General features: G+C 52.7%; 14 protein-coding genes. 9 read left to right on the top strand and 5 right to left on the bottom strand.

Features of this window, described 5'->3' with window-relative positions; translation table 11 throughout:
• On the top strand, positions 1-185 hold a 185-nt coding region (locus C8N45_RS23465), incomplete at its 5' end, for a hypothetical protein (RefSeq protein WP_211095492.1).
• Positions 186-893: 708 nt separating this feature from the next.
• Positions 894-1,526 (top strand): tyrosine-type recombinase/integrase, encoded by a 633-nt coding sequence (locus C8N45_RS21450; RefSeq protein ID WP_108388845.1) that lies wholly within the window; start codon positions 894-896, stop codon positions 1,524-1,526.
• A 323-nt stretch (positions 1,527-1,849) separates the two neighbouring features.
• Here C8N45_RS21450 and C8N45_RS21445 read toward each other — a convergent pair whose 3' ends face one another.
• The 4 genes from C8N45_RS21445 to C8N45_RS21430 all read right to left on the bottom strand — a co-directional run bounded on the left by C8N45_RS21445 (position 1,850) and on the right by C8N45_RS21430 (position 7,017).
• A complete protein-coding gene (locus C8N45_RS21445; protein WP_245882795.1) occupies positions 1,850-3,583 on the bottom strand; it encodes an aldehyde dehydrogenase family protein in 1,734 nt (577 codons plus the stop codon).
• A 131-nt stretch (positions 3,584-3,714) separates the two neighbouring features.
• Positions 3,715-3,960 carry a hypothetical protein gene (locus C8N45_RS21440; protein ID WP_108388843.1) on the bottom strand — a complete coding sequence of 82 codons (246 nt, stop codon included), beginning with the start codon at positions 3,958-3,960 and terminating at the stop codon, positions 3,715-3,717.
• The gene (locus C8N45_RS21435; protein ID WP_211095491.1) at positions 3,950-6,226 is read right to left on the bottom strand and encodes a molybdopterin-containing oxidoreductase family protein; all 2,277 of its coding nucleotides are present in this window, start codon (positions 6,224-6,226) and stop codon (positions 3,950-3,952) included. Before C8N45_RS21435 ends, C8N45_RS21440 begins: the two co-directional genes overlap by 11 nt.
• 179 nt (positions 6,227-6,405) lie before the next feature.
• Positions 6,406-7,017, bottom strand: coding sequence for a TetR/AcrR family transcriptional regulator (locus tag C8N45_RS21430; protein WP_108388839.1), 612 nt, complete (start codon positions 7,015-7,017; stop codon positions 6,406-6,408).
• A 240-nt stretch (positions 7,018-7,257) separates the two neighbouring features.
• On the opposite strand from C8N45_RS21430, the gene mobB reads away from it, so the two are divergent.
• The 7 genes from mobB (at position 7,258) to C8N45_RS21395 (ending at position 13,736) form a co-directional block, all read left to right on the top strand.
• Positions 7,258-7,788 (top strand): molybdopterin-guanine dinucleotide biosynthesis protein B, encoded by a 531-nt coding sequence (gene mobB, locus C8N45_RS21425; protein ID WP_108388837.1) that lies wholly within the window; start codon positions 7,258-7,260, stop codon positions 7,786-7,788.
• Entirely contained in the window at positions 7,785-8,102 is a 318-nt protein-coding gene (locus C8N45_RS21420) for a hypothetical protein (RefSeq protein WP_108388835.1), read from the top strand. The genes mobB and C8N45_RS21420 overlap by 4 nt, the downstream gene beginning before the upstream one ends.
• Before the next feature lie 45 nt (positions 8,103-8,147).
• Positions 8,148-9,695: an AMP-binding protein gene (locus C8N45_RS21415; protein WP_108388833.1), complete on the top strand. Its 1,548-nt coding sequence runs from the start codon at positions 8,148-8,150 to the stop codon at positions 9,693-9,695.
• Positions 9,696-10,309: 614 nt separating this feature from the next.
• Positions 10,310-11,824 (top strand): sensor histidine kinase, encoded by a 1,515-nt coding sequence (locus C8N45_RS21410; RefSeq protein WP_245882794.1) that lies wholly within the window; start codon positions 10,310-10,312, stop codon positions 11,822-11,824.
• Entirely contained in the window at positions 11,821-12,426 is a 606-nt protein-coding gene (locus C8N45_RS21405; RefSeq protein WP_108388831.1) for a response regulator transcription factor, read from the top strand. Before C8N45_RS21410 ends, C8N45_RS21405 begins: the two co-directional genes overlap by 4 nt.
• A 107-nt stretch (positions 12,427-12,533) precedes the next feature.
• Entirely contained in the window at positions 12,534-13,016 is a 483-nt protein-coding gene (locus C8N45_RS21400) for a GlcG/HbpS family heme-binding protein (RefSeq protein ID WP_108388829.1), read from the top strand.
• A gap of 54 nt (positions 13,017-13,070) precedes the next feature.
• A complete protein-coding gene (locus C8N45_RS21395; RefSeq protein WP_108388827.1) occupies positions 13,071-13,736 on the top strand; it encodes an ankyrin repeat domain-containing protein in 666 nt (221 codons plus the stop codon).
• Positions 13,737-14,496: 760 nt separating this feature from the next.
• Here C8N45_RS21395 and C8N45_RS21390 read toward each other — a convergent pair.
• On the bottom strand, positions 14,497-15,051 hold the full coding sequence (locus tag C8N45_RS21390; RefSeq protein ID WP_108388825.1) for a cupin domain-containing protein: 555 nt from the start codon (positions 15,049-15,051) through the stop codon (positions 14,497-14,499).
• Positions 15,052-15,076 lie beyond the last annotated feature (25 nt).

Below are 15,076 nucleotides of genomic sequence, written 5' to 3'. Positions count from 1 at the left end.
GGTTCGTCAGTTCACAAAATGCGCGACGTCAGGAACAATGCGAAACATCAGCCACAAGCGCCATTGCCGCGCGAGCGGCTTCGTCCATGAGCCCACAGGAGACCAACAGAATCTTCGCTGCGTGCGCTCGCGGCACGGTTTATGCTGCGATTGCTAAGAACTCGGTGTCGCAACGCGGCGTGTAGACCCGCCGTTCATTCAAAGTGCAGCATGGAAGCGCAGATCAAGGATCAAGTCGCGGACAAAGGGACCTTAGCAAGGTGCAATAGTTGACAAATACTCTCCAAATAGGATGCTCAGTTAGTACAGCTTGGGGAATGCAATGAGTTTTCGAGAAGAGTGTCAGCAATTGCTCGATCAATATGTATCATACTACCGCAAAGGCGATGCGGCTGGTTGCGCATCTGTGTATAGTCTTGAGGCTGAGATGTACTCGCCTTTTGGACCACCTGCCATTGACGCCAAGCCATCGAGGCGACTTACAAAGAATGGGTTGAAGACGGTGCAGAGTGCAGTGACGACCTTGGTTGGTGTATTGCGCGCTTTAGTGAAGGAACTACTGGGAGCGGCTCCTCGATGAGTATTCTTGCCCGTCAGCCTGATAGGAGCTGGGCAATTACGCATTGCAGCCTGAATGAAAGCTAGCCTTCCATGACGATCAGATTGTCGTGGATAGAAATCTTAGGGTTGGCAATGATCGGGCATTTTGACCCGCAATGGACGCAAAAAACAATTATTAGCTTCCATGTTAATTTGGGCTCAGACCGGCCCAATTCACGTGCAGTAATATTTGGCAACGCCCCCATCGCAAAGCTGGCATTGGAAATCGGGCTATAATACTTCGTCAACGCTGTGTTGATGTTTGGGTCGGAGGGTTGGATGGAGGGCAAATTATGCCGAGAGTCCAACTTCCCGCCGTCACCCCAAAACGCAGAGCATGGAACAAGGGGCGTCTTGTCGGGCAAAAGCGCCCACTACTTCCCAAGCAAGTCTGGGCCATCCGCGCGCGCCTAGAACTCACGGGCAATCTTCGCGATCTTGCTTTGTTCAATGTCGCAATCGACAGCAAATTGCGCGGTTGCGACTTGGTTTCGCTCAAGACCTCGGATCTGATCAGGGATGACCGATTGCGAGAAAGAGTGTCAATCGTTCAGAGTAAGACAAACAAGCCAGTGCAGTTTGAGTTGGCTGAAAACACGCTAGCAACCGTGACCAACTGGATCAAGTCTCCGGAAATGATGGGATGCCAGTTCATGTTTCCCAGCCGTTTCCATGATCGTCCGCACATATCAACACGCCAGTATGGGCGGTTGGTTCGGGATTGGGTTATCTCGATTGGTTTGGAACCGAGTGGCTACGGCACGCATTCTATGCGCCGAACGAAGGTGGCGGAAATCTACCGCAAGACTGGCAACCTGCGTGCCGTTCAGCTTTTGCTTGGCCACACCAAGATTGATAGCACTGTTCGTTATCTGGGAGTCGAATTGGAGGACGCCCTGAGTATAGCCGAACGGATCGACATCTAAGAACTTTGACGAACGGCATGAGCCGTTCGTCATCCCGAAGCGGTCGCAGCCTTTAATATCACCGACGGTAGTGCTGAGCCCCCACTGTGAATTCGGTTTTGTGCCGCGTGCGCTCGCAGCGCAAAATTGCTGCAAGTACACCGTTTTATCTGCCGCGATAAGGCGATGAAACCGGCCATCCGTACGAGCCGCAGCGATTCTTAATGGTCAAGGATCAAGTCGCGGACAAAAGGCGGTTCGCTCACGTACGATCCCGTGCTTTTACCGGAGCAGTCACCTCTGTGGTGCTAAACTCCCATTAGAAAACTATCTTAACCCAAACTCTAGCCCAGCAAAGCATGCGCGAAGATGCGCGGAAGCTTCAAGACTGAAGGTTTGTATTGGAACTGAGTAAGCAACTTGCCCACATGGTGTTGTTGTTTATTCGAAATGAACCAAGGCGGGCGCGGCAATAGGGTTAACTGACCAGAGAGCACGCCGCGTGGAAAAGGTCTCCATGGAGCTTTGACCACGGTGCGTTCGACTTTTTCCAACATGAATGTGTTGTGCACTGTTCCGATGCCCGAACCAACGTTTTCCAAAGTTGCGTTTGGAAAACCGCCCCAAGGACACGCGGTGATAAGAAACCCAATGCCCGTCCAGCCGTTGATCGCGATGGTCCCATATTTGAGATCGCTCAAAATCTCTTCAAATCGCGCCTTGCCAATCTCTTTAATTGTCCGTGGATGAATGACGATGTTCGCGCCAAGTGTCCCGTAAAGTTCGTCATTCGCGTAGGCAATAGCTGCGCGCAGATAGCTTTCGGCATCAGACGCAGGAAGCGTTTTTGTTGCCATGGCCGGGCCGAAGACTTCGGTTTGAGTGAACCAATCCGCGTCACCATTCATAATCTCAGCTATTTCGACAGCGGGGCCATTTTTGCGCTGAACTTTCCGCGTCTTGCCGGCACTTTCAGCAAAGCGATCCATACGGCCCTGCGCACCAGGGTAATACGGCCCGCGCGCGCATTTCGCCATGACGTCGCTTAAGCCTTTCATCAGAGCATCCGTATGTTTCCAACCCTCCGGTAAAATCAATGCCTGACAAGCGACGCAGTTATAGCCGTGGTTATGCATTTTCTGTGTCGCAATATTCTCAGCCTGAAACCGCAAATCGGCCTTACTCCAGAATCCGGGAACCACAATGGTTGGGCAAACAGCACCAAGTTCAGACGTGATTTTGCGAGGGTTCTTGGGCTTGCCGGCTTTTTTGTTCTTTTCCCCTTCTTTTCCGCTCCCCCAAACAATCGCATCATGCGTCGCCCCCGCGCCGGTGATGTGAATTTCTTCCACAAGCGCGTGGTCGCAAAGATATGCACCGGCGGGGCCGCCGCCATTCACGATGCGTAGCGCATCCACCTCGATCAGTGGTTTCAGCGCCTGTTTCAAGAACGGCGTTAGATAGTCGTTCACAGGGTTCATCTTTATGACACAGACCTGATTTTCCAGAAACAGTTTTTGGAACGCATCAAGCGGTGTAATTGCCGCGATGTTGCCTGCGCCAAGGATTAAAGCAACCTTGCCCTTTCGTTGGGCCTCTGGCTGGTCGTATGCACTGGCTACATGACGGTCGAGGTTACCTTTGTTCACGCCCGATTGGAGCCAAACTTCGCATTTCACGCCAGATATCAGCAGGTGATCCCAAATCGAATGTGGTGTGACTTTCACGGCCGTATTGCCGTTGGGCAGTTGCCGCGTTGGTAAATGTTTGGCAAAGGACTTGTCCTTCATGTGCGACAGCGTGGTCATCAGCCCATTACATGCCGCCATGACGGGAAACGGGCCGGAAATCCACTCTTCCCCTTTTAACGCCGATCCGTCAGGAATTTGCTTCGCCTTCGCTGCGGCGGTGACCCAATCTTCTGCCACTTCCATCAAACCATCTTTGATCAGCGACAAGATTTCGATCCGCGTTTCAACGGATGATTGCGCCCATTTGTCTTTGGCGGCTTCCAGAGCGATCAGGTCTGCCTCATAGGCTTCAGCTTCGAATGCCTTGTTGTTGTTTGCCATGTTCATGTTGGGACCCCCAGCGTATCGGTTATTATTACTAATCTATTAGATGCAGCTCTCCTGTTGCGGGAAAGACCCACAGATTGCCGTATGGCAAACGGACAGCGCAGGTTCAGGCTGCGCTATCGGAAACTGCGTTATTTGGTCGGGACGGTTTCGCCATTTTGGTAGCGTCGAAGTTCATCAAGATCGAATCCTTCATCATTATCGACAAAGTCATCGGCCATGAAATCATTGTTCTTGGGAATCAAGAAAACCCCATGGACGATAAGGCGTGCGACCTTTTGGAAAGGCGTGCGATTTAACGCCGCCTTTCCAACCAAAAAGATCATGACCTTACCGATCCACCCAAAACGGAAGATGTTGAGCAGTTTAAACAGCATCTTCAGCCAACCTTTCTTCTTCTGTGACCGAATTCAACTTATTGATTCTACATGGGATACCTTTGAGATGCGGAATGCCCTGTTCCTGATCCATGTAGTCAAAATCTTCGCGACACATCTGGTTGTCAGAGTACATCAACGCGCCGGACAACTTGCCATTGCCGCGTTCCATTTCAGGCTTCCACCAACCGTGAGGAACGCGGATCAGATCGTCAGGCATCTTGTCCGTGATCTTGACCTGAACGCGAACAGACCCTTGGTCGTTCGCGACCTCGACCCATTCATCGGCAATAACATTCCAAACTTTGGCAGTCTTCGTACTGATGAATATCTGAGGTTCTGGAATACGCGCCCGCATTTCGGGAATGTGACGGCCGCCTGTCTGGAAATACGGATCCTCCCGCACGCCAGTGAACATCATGAGCGGATAATTCTCTGGCATTGGGGGGTCTTCTCGGAAGTACGGAAGCGGATCAAAGCCGAGATCTTCAAGGATCGAAGATTTCAGTTCAACCTTGCCGGAGGGCGTCGCAAAACCTGTCTTTTCGTATTTCTTGTATTTGATCGGTTCAAAATGGACATCGGTCGTCGCACAGAACTCTTCAAATGTTTTTCCGAGCCCCGCCAGACGGTAATCGTAGAATTCATAGATGTCTTTCCACGGCACGACCTCGGGCATGTCCATCGCGTTGGCGAGTAGTTTCCAAAACTCCCATGTGCTCTTGGCTTCACCCATCGGCTCCATGCTTTGTTCGGACGGACGGACGAAACCTATCCATTCGAACAGGTCAGACAGCCACGGTCGTTCGTGCCATGTGTCGCCGGGCAACACGTAGTCGGCCAGCTGCGCGGTTGGGGTCATGAAGTGTTCTTGGACCACCACCAATTCCTGATTCATCAACCCTTTGATAATCTGGTTCATATTGGAGTAACTCATCACCGCGTTATTACCGAGGGCGAAGAAGGCTTTGACTTTGTATGGGTCACCTTCGGCCATGGCACGGAAGACCGATGGTGGGTTGGCCATATAGCAACCGGTCACTTGGTTGATATATTCATGCCCCCAGACGCGCTTGAGCGGTTCGCGCATCGCCTCTTGGCCTTTGTAGGTATACGCGGGATGAGTGTCAGAGCCGAGCTGCTTCATCTTTTGCTCGTGTGGCAGCACTTCGTGCATTTCGATCTGGCTGTCGTTGACGACACCATCAACCAATCCCTGGAAAGTGTCGCCGCCACGCACATCCAGGTATCCACAGATTGCGCGCAAACACCCCTGAAGACGAATAGCCGAAGTGGAGTTCCGCTGCATATCGGTGATCGGCGTCCAGGGGATAATCGATGGACCTTCGGTTGCATACATACGGGCCGCCTTTTGGATCATCTCCGGCTCACACCCGGTCAGTTTGGCAACACGTTCCAGCGGGAATTCATTCACACGGTCGCGCAGTTCTTCAAATCCAACGGTCCATTCTTTCACGAATTTTTTGTCGTACAATTCTTCATCCATGATCACCTTGAGCCAGCCAAAGATCATGGCGGCATCGCTGCCAGCTTTCAGGGGAAGGTGAATGTCTGCGCGGATCGCGCTGCTGCTTTCGCGGGGGTCCAGCACGATGAGTTTGGCTCCACGGGCCTGGGCCAGTTGGATGTAGTTGTAAATCATCGTCCAGCTGTGACGGCGCGGGTTATGACCGAAAAGCACAATACACTTTGTGGAATGAAAATCTCCAAGCGGGAACCAACCATAGGTAAACCGGCTGACAGCGGCGGTGTTGCCCGCACACAGAGACACACCGGAAATCCAGTTTGGCGAGCCCACATGGTTCATCAATCGGCGTCCCAAACCATGGTCCGTGCCCGTGTTCCATTGGCTGGTTGAGACAGCCCATGCTTCGGGCCCGTGCTCTGCAATCACACCCTTAAGACGGGATGCAATGTCGGTCATCGCCTCTTCCCATGTGACTTGTTCCCACTTATCTTCGCCCCGCTCGCCGACGCGCTTTAGGGGATGCAGAATACGATCAGGGTGCGCAAATCCTTTGGGCGACACAATCGCTTTCATGCAAATATGGTCTTTGAAGATTGGATTGTCAGACGAACGTACCCGCACAACCTGCCCATCAATGCTTTCTGTCACAACGGCGCACTGCATGTCGCAGGTCTGACAAAGCGCGCGTTTAGACACGACACCCTCACGTTCGCTTTCACGGAAAACGGGTTTGGTATGAGCTAGAGCTTCTTCACCGATTGGCATTGGTGCTGGCATTATGACTTTCCTCCCAAAGAAACTCCGCCCCCTGAGCAAGGGCGGTTGAGAGTAGCATCACGAATTTTGGTCACTTGTCCAATACTTTTTTGGACACCCGTCCATCAAACCTGTCCAAAACGTGGGAATATCTTGCGGATGGCAGGCGCAGTGTAAGTAGGTTTGTCCAATCAAGCCTGTTACTTCACCCAGAGGTAGTTAAGCATCTTTTGAAACGTGGCGAGATTTGCATCATAGTTGCGATGCTCTGGCAATTTGCTTTGCATGAGGTATCTGAACAGACCATCGATCGCTGCGTAGTCAAGGATCGCCGCATCGCGCCCGACAAGGAAGCGCTGCTCAATCTCGGCAAAAATCTTAATTATTTCGCCTTCAATTTCTGCAATCGAATCCTCAAAGACTTCGTCAAATATCGCTTGGTTGCGAATATCAAACCAAAGCTTGTGTTCATCTGCATTGAACGACACACCGTGGGATAGCCCCGCACTCAAATTGGCAATCGCTTCAGCCAATGTCTCACTTGCATTGGCGGCTGTTCGCAACTCATCGAGAAAGGCGCTCTTATACATTTTTACGGAAAATGTAATCAGGTCGACCCGATCTTCAAAGTAGTAGTGAAGTGTCCCAAGCGCATTGCCAGAGTGTTCCGCAATGTCACGCAAGGTTGTATTTGCATAACCCAACGTGCACAGCGCATGCGCTGCGCTCTCTGCAAGCTGTCGTCGCTTGTCTTCGCGCTTCTTCGACTTGCGTTTCACGCGATCGTTTAACTTGAGGCTCAGTTTGTCCATCTGGCTTCGCTACCACTCTGAATTCAATGCCCGTGTGCACCAAAGCTGCTTTTGTTGCTACCCATTATTCCTTTGAAACGGATGTCACAACAAGTAGATAAGTTTTTTGTTGCATTGTCCAAAGTTTTTGTCCAAAAAATATAAAACTCAAAAGTTAAAACAGTCTCGATAGCGCAGGTCAACGACTGCCCGCCGAGGCGTAATTAGATATAACATTATGAATTAAATAAGGAAAATAGCGTGAATGTCTATGGTGTCACAGGTTGGAAGAACTCGGGCAAGACGACCCTCGTGGAAAGCCTTGTGATACATTTTACAAAACTGGGCATGAGTGTTTCAACGATCAAGCACGCGCATCACTCTGTCAAAATAGATCAGGAAGGCAAAGACAGCCATCGCCACCGTGCCGCCGGTGCCAGCCAAGTGATGTTGGCGTCGCAATCCCGTTGGGCGTTGATGACTGAGCTACGTGATCAGAAAGAGCCGACCTTGAAAGATCTCCTGGCTGGAATGAATCCCGTCGATTTGATCTTGATCGAAGGATACAAGCGCGACACGCACCCAAAGATCGAAACATTCCGTGCTGCAGCCGGCCAAACCCTCATTGGATCCACTGATCCGACCATCAAGGCCGTCGCCACAGACGTAGCTGACCTACAGACGGATCAAACTATACTTGATCTGAACAACACCTCCCAAATTGCAGATTTCATTCTTGCACAATTGGGAATGTCCGAACCGGCAATCTCCCGAAAGGTGCATGGCCTATGAGCGACGTTTTCAGCAAGATGCGAAGGGGCCGATTGCAATATGCATTCAAGCGCGAGGCAGACCGCCAGGCAATGACAATCACCGAAGATGCCACGTCTTATTGGGCCACTTTCGCCGCGCAACACATTGACCAACACTTCGACAATGACGAAGAGCGAGGCATCGCTGCAGAAAAAGCAGAAAGGGCGTTAAACCCGATCATGTCAGCACTTGCGAAAGCCAATGGCAACGATGTGTCGTTGGCAGCCTGCAAGTCATTCGTTGCCGCTCCAAGTGTCGTCGTCTTTCCATGGACAAAAGCGACGCCCGATTGACGTTTGCGCCTGCCATCCAAGACGCCAGAAACTCCGGAGGATACCATGACCATTTTTAGCAGCCCTTTTGAAGACGTTGTCATCACTGACAAGTCGATCACTGAACGCGTCTTCGAGGGGCTGGTTGACCGCCCCAATGAGGTTGTACTGACCGATGGCCCAAGCGGACGGACAATGACCGCACAGATGTTCATGGATCAGGTAAAACACCTTGCGGGTAGGCTTCAGGCTGCAGATCTTGCCGGTGGCAAGGTCGTCGCCTTGATGGCCCCCAATATCCCTGAATATTGTGTTGTGTTTCATGGCGTTGCTTGGGCCGGCGGTACAATAACAACATTGAATCCAACGTATACATCATCGGAAGTGGCGCACCAGCTCGCGGACTCGCATGCCGACATCCTGATCACAATTCCTGATTTTATGGAAACCGCAACCGCAGGCGCAGGCAACCGGCCGGTCGTGGCGATTGGTACGCCAGAATTCGACGCCTTGTTCGGTGAACCTCTTCTGGCCCAGCAGCGTGTTGATCTGGACCAGCACACCGTGGTTCTGCCCTACTCATCGGGCACCACAGGGTTACCCAAAGGTGTTATGCTGTCGCACAAAAATTTGGTTGTGAACGTTGACCAGACAATGAAATGCGGTGAGTTTCAAAGGGGTGAAGTCACGGCGGCATTCCTTCCATTTTTCCACATCTACGGCATGACTGTTTTGATGAACATGCATTTGGCTGGTGGTGGTGCCTTGGTCACGATGCCCCGCTTTGACTTGCCGCTGTTTTTACAGATCAGCCAAGACTACAAATCTCGGCGGATGTGGATTGTACCACCAGTCGCATTGGCGCTGGCAAAACACCCGCTGGTTGATGACTATGATCTGGGCCCGTTAGAAGAAGTCTTTATCGCAGCCGCACCATCTGGTGCCGAGCTCACAGATGCAGTCTCTGCACGTTTGAATTGCGTGGCACTCCAGGGCTACGGCATGACCGAACTCAGCCCTGTTTCGCATTTGATCCCCGGTAACGCGCCACGTTCCGGGGCGGCGGGGATCGTTGTTTCCAATACCACCTGCAAAATCGTTGATCCGGAAACAGGCGAGGCTCAACCAACTGGTGCAGAAGGCGAACTTTGGGTCAAAGGACCGCAGGTCATGCAAGGATATTTGAACAGTCCAACCGCGACTGCCGAGACGATCAATGCAGATGGATGGTTGCAAACAGGCGACATCGCGCGTGTGGACAGCGATGGATATATGTTCATAGTCGATCGTCTCAAAGAACTGATTAAATATAAAGGATTTCAGGTTGCTCCAGCGGAATTAGAAGCTTCACTGATTGCAATGGATGGCATCGTTGATGCAGCGGTAATTGGCATAGCCAACGACGAAGCCGGAGAGCTGCCAATCGCTTTCGTTGTGCGGGAAGAAAATGGCCCTTCAAAAGATGAAATTGATACTCACTTCACTGAAACGCTGGCAAGCTACAAACAGCTACATCAGATCAGGTTTGTCGATGAAGTCCCTAAATCCGCATCTGGCAAAATCATGCGCCGGTTCTTGCGCGATCAGATCGTGTCAGAACAGGCACAAGCTTGAACACGAGCACCGGCACTCCAAACATATTTGGATGATTTGGGACAGGCGGCAACAATGGAAGTTTTGTCTCGCGTCTCGATTGTTGAAACGGAGTGAAGCGGCAATGCTGTTGATCGTTCCAAATCAGCCCGTGTGAGTGACTGGTTTGGCGAATTCGCTGCATTGCAGAATGTGAGATGCTGCTCATGCATTGGTATTCTGCGTTAGCAAACACTCGGAAGTGCAACGACCGGATAGTCCGCAGACCATGAGTTCGAGCACCACTGGATTTTGCGCTCACGGCGAAAGTCCGGTTTGGTGAAGCTGCATTGCGGCGTGACCCAACCCGATGAACAGAATCTGTGGGTGGCTCCTGCATTGCAAGCATTTTCCGTCGATATTAGCGGTCGTTTTGTCAGTTGTAGTAGTTCAGATGTGATCTGACAGTTGGCCGATTTTCCGGCAGCGTCTGGTTGCGTTGGCACACGTGCGGAGAAGTGACGGGTACCCGGATGAAAATATGAAAGTGAAGAATTTTTTGGGCGTTGGATTTCAAACGAGCCTGCATTGCAATAAAGCTCTGTCACCGTAGAAATACGGATTGGTGTTTGTGCCCACACCTGCGATGAATGTAAATGGCTGTCTCACACCCAAATAACTTCTGGCGATACGCCTTGCTATGGACGCTTGCTATCATGTTCGCGCTCAGCGGCTTGGCGTTTTTTGAACGACAAAACTTGATCCGTGAACTGACTGCCAAAAGTGCAACGCTTCATCGCTTGGCTTCCCAGCGGGCTGATCAGCATGATGCGCATTTGACGTCTTTGTCTGCGATTTTTGTGGCGGGTGGGGTCGAGCGGCAAGATTTGTTGCTGGATGTCGCGGCAACAATCACTCGGTTTTACCCGCGTATTGCATCGGTGAATGTCGTCCCGTACGACCCATCCCAAACCACGATAGAAACACAGCCCGGACTTTCGGTTCAGGCAAGAGAACACGTCATCGAATTGGCGCGCCGCTCGTCGGGGGCATTGCAAATAGGGCAAATGCCGGATCTGCCGGATCACTACCTGCTTGTGAAGCGTACACCAAACTCTGATGCGGCGCAGCATGGTTTGGCGCTGGTGATTGACGCCCGTGCGTTGATTGCCACGGATGATCCGTTTTGGGCCGCGCCATCGACGTCCTTGCGTCTTTCCACGCCGGACAGCCAAACGGTATTGGTGGGTCAACCCCAATCAGAAGAAGCAGGGTTCTCCAAACCCCTTGGCAGTGCGTCTCAGCCTTTGGTGTTTGAGGCCTCTTTGGCCGTTGGACTGCCGGACCTCTTGCCAGTCGGAAAAGTGCTGTCTGTCATCGCACTGGTCACGGCGCTTCTTTTGCTGTCGGCCTTCGGGCTCAAGCAACGCGCACGCACAAGAGATGCAGAAAACCGCGCGAAACTCAGTGCGCAGGAAACCCGGCTAGCTCATGCGTCGCGCGTCAATGCGATGGGTGAAATGGCAAGCGGTATGGCGCATGAATTGGCTCAACCGCTGACTGCCATCCTCAGCCAAGCACAGGCTGGTCGTCACCTGGCACGGCGCGGTGATGTTGAACGACTTGGCACGGTGTTGGACGACACGGTTTCCCAAGCACAACGTGCGGCGAATATCCTTGATCGCCTGCGACGCTGGAGCAAACCGAACCGTGCGCCATCTGAGGCCTGTTCTGTCCATGAAGCCGCCCAATGCGTTGAGAACCTGCTGGCATTGGAGGCCAAAAAGAAGGGGGCCACGATTACCCTATCGCTGCATGATAATCCCCTGTTTATCGACGCCGATCCGGTCGAGCTGGAACAGGTTGTGTTTAATTTGGTGCGCAACGCGCTTGATGCATCGGAAGGCGCAAAGGTGACGATCAGCGCGCATGTCGATGGGCATTCGGCCATTCTGGATGTGAGCGACAATGGGCCGGGTGTGGCCGAACACATCAAGCCACGCATTTTTGAGCCTTTCGTCACCGGCAAGCCGGGTGGAACTGGTTTGGGCCTCGCACTTTGCCAAAGGCTGGTTGAAGAGATGGAAGGTGACATTATGCTGCTCGATGTTTCCAAGCAGACAACATTTCGTTTGTCCCTGCCGCTTTCAAAAAAAGCAGTGACGCTATGACCAACCACGTCTATCTGGTTGATGACGATGAGGCGGTGCGAAGCGCCTTGGGCCTGTTGTTGGAAACCGTCGGTCTGAATGTGCGCAGCTTTGCATCACCCGAGACATTCTTGGCGCAAGCCGCTGACCTTGTGCCGGGGTGCCTGATCCTTGATATCCGGATGCCGGCGATTTCGGGTCTGAAGCTACAAGAAAAGCTGACGGAACAAGGCGTGACTTGGCCAACTGTGATAATAAGTGGTCACGGTGATATTGAGGCGTGCAGGCGCGCGTTTCGCAATGGTGCGGTTGATTTCCTCAGCAAGCCGGTAGACGAAAATGACCTGATCGACGCGATCCAGAAGGGTCATGCAGAATTGGAAACACGCCGACAGGCATCAGAGGAACGCGCAGAAGCGGTGGCGTTGCTACAGCACCTGTCCGCGCGGGAAAAAGAAGTCCTTGAAATGATCGCAAAGGGGCTGACTACCAAGCAAATCGCTGATGCGCTGACGTTGTCGCCCCGAACGGTCGAAAGCCACCGTGCAGCGATCGCGACCAAAGCGGGCACGTCTTCGGCGGCGGAACTCACGCGGTATTGGCTGGACGCGCAGGCAGAATAACGGGCGGATCAGTAGAACTACGGACACTTTTGCGGATGCTACGAATATCGCGGGTCAGCGCGGCGTATTAGAAACGGTGCATCAGTTCAACAAAAGGAAACACACCAATGATCCGTTCCATTGCACTTGCCACAGCTCTGCTAACACCCATCGCAACCTTCGCCCAAGACCTGCCCACAGCACCCTACTTGCCGCTTGAGATGGCAACCACAGCCGCCCAGGCCGCTGTCGCTGCTTGTTCTGTCGAAGGCCACAATGTCAGCGTCGCAATCGTTGCGCGCAGTGGTGAGACCAAAGTGCTTTTGCGCGCTGACAATGCAGGTCCACACACTGTGGGTTCCAGCACTGGCAAAGCATTCACATCCGCCAGCATGGGCCGTGACACGACAGGTCTTGCGGGCTTTATCGGCGGCAACCCAGAAAACGGTGGACTGCGCGATATGGATGACCGTCTGGTGATCCAGGCTGGCGGTCTGCCCATCCGGATCGGTGGCGCATTGGTCGGTGGCATCGGTGTTGGCGGCGCGCCATCCGGCGCAATCGACGAGACATGCGCCCGTGCAGGTCTTGACGCAATCGGCGCTGAATAAATCACACGGCCCGTCCCTTATTGGGGCGGGCCCCTCTCTTTGAAAGGTAACACGATGCTTCGTTCCCTCCTGTTCGCTTTGGCCATCGGCACCGCCGGATCTGCCCATGCGCAAACGGCCCCATCTGCCTCAGACATCGCGTCTTACACAGGCTTGCACCTTGCCGCCCACGAGGGCGACGTGGAGGAGATCAACCGTTTGATTGCAGCAGGCGCCGATGTGGACATCCGGGATCGCTCACAGCGCACACCCGCACATGTCGCAGCCTTTGCATCACATGATGACGCGCTGATCGCACTGGCCAATGGTGGAGCGGATATGAATGCCTTCGAAAATCGCGTATATGATGTGCTGACAATCGCAGCCGTCGCAGATGACCCCAAAATGGTCTCGCTGGCAATGGAGCTCGGTAACGCGCCGGACCTGATCACCAGCGTTTACGACGGCACAGCCTTGATCGCTGCGGCCCACCTCGGGCATCACGACGTAGTTGCGCGTCTTGTCGAAGGTGGCGCACCGCTGGATCATATCAACAATCTGGCGTGGACGGCTTTAATAGAGGCTGTCGTTTTGGGCGACGGTGGGGCTGACCACATCAAGACAGTGCAGATCCTCGTTGATGCAGGTGCAGATAAATCCATCGGAGATCGCGACGGGGTCACGCCGCTGCAACATGCCACGTCACGCGGCTATGCTGAAATGGTCGAAATCCTCAAATGAGAGTTACGAAGATGACCCTGTCAAAATTTCATATTTTCAGGGTCGCCTCGCTTACCAAGCTCGTTGCCACCTTCTCATAGCCTTTGTTGGCGCAACCGCCGCGAAAAGGCATTTTGTCCCGCAACCCAGTCGTCGCCACGGATTGGACCAGAGTCCGCTCTTGGTATGAAGCTGACTTTGGGTTATGAAATTGCTTCGCGATAGTGCCGAAGCGTGTCACGGATTGAAAATCCTCGTGTCGGTGGTTCGATTCCGCCTATCGGCGCTATTTCTGCAAAAATACAATAGCATAGCCATCGCACAGTTTTTAGTTTCTGCGTTGCGCACTCATCGCACAGTATTTCGTGTGTTTGTGTGGGATTTGATGATGGATTTGCTGTGTTGAACACAGTGTTTTGGAATCGCTGTGTTAACACAGTAAATGGAACACAGTGTTTACCCCATCGTATCTTCAACACAGCAAATGAACTTACTCTTGGAACACAGCAACCCAACACAGTCTTGGACCACAGTTTTTCAAGTTGCTGTCAAAACACTGTTTTCTGGGTCAGTGGCGTTGCGCACTTAAACCCAGCTTTGGGACCGACTGTGTTTGTTGCTTGCTGCCGACTTTTGGTTGGCCCTTGGCATGTGGGCAGTGCTTGGCGCCAACGGCCCCAAGCAGACCTTGATGACCGTCGCAGCTAAAGTCCGGTTTGCTGGAGCCGTTTCCCTGTTTTCAATCCAATTGAAGAGTCATGAGGATTGCGCAGAGCGTGGATCAGAATGTCGGCGGAGTGCAGGCACTAACTACGCGACAGACAACTTTTCCAACATTGCGAAAACGGTGCGGCTGACGGCTTTCAAAGAGATAACCCTCGCCTGGGCCCAAGACACGGACTTGATCGCCAACTGTTATCTCGATCTGACCACTCACTACAATCCCAGCTTCCTCGCCTGCATGTGACAACAGTTCTGGGCCAGTGTCGGCATTTGGAGGATAAGTCTCGTCCAAGAGTTGCAAGGTATGCGTACTTGCATTGCCAAGCTGGCGCAAAGAGACCGAGGCAAAACCTGATTGTGGGGCTACTTCGACAAATTCGTTCGCGCTATAGAAGATCTTTGGCTCATCACTCTCCTCAATCGTTGCAAAAAACTCTGCGATGCTCAGAGGAATCGCATCCAGCAAGCTTTTGAGTGATGCGACCGATGGACTCGTTTTGTTTTGCTCAATTAGTGAAACGGTGCCATTGGTCAGGCCTGCACGTGCCGCAAGTTCGCGCTGGGATAATCCGTTCTGCTTGCGAATAGTCTGCAGTCTTTTGCCAATGTCCACGCGTACTTCCTTTGGGGCAGTTCAA

It is taken from the genome of Yoonia sediminilitoris (assembly GCF_003058085.1).
Taxonomy (GTDB): domain Bacteria; phylum Pseudomonadota; class Alphaproteobacteria; order Rhodobacterales; family Rhodobacteraceae; genus Yoonia; species Yoonia sediminilitoris.
Note: the sequence above shows the minus strand (reverse complement) of the source record. Positions and strands in the feature narration are given on the sequence as shown.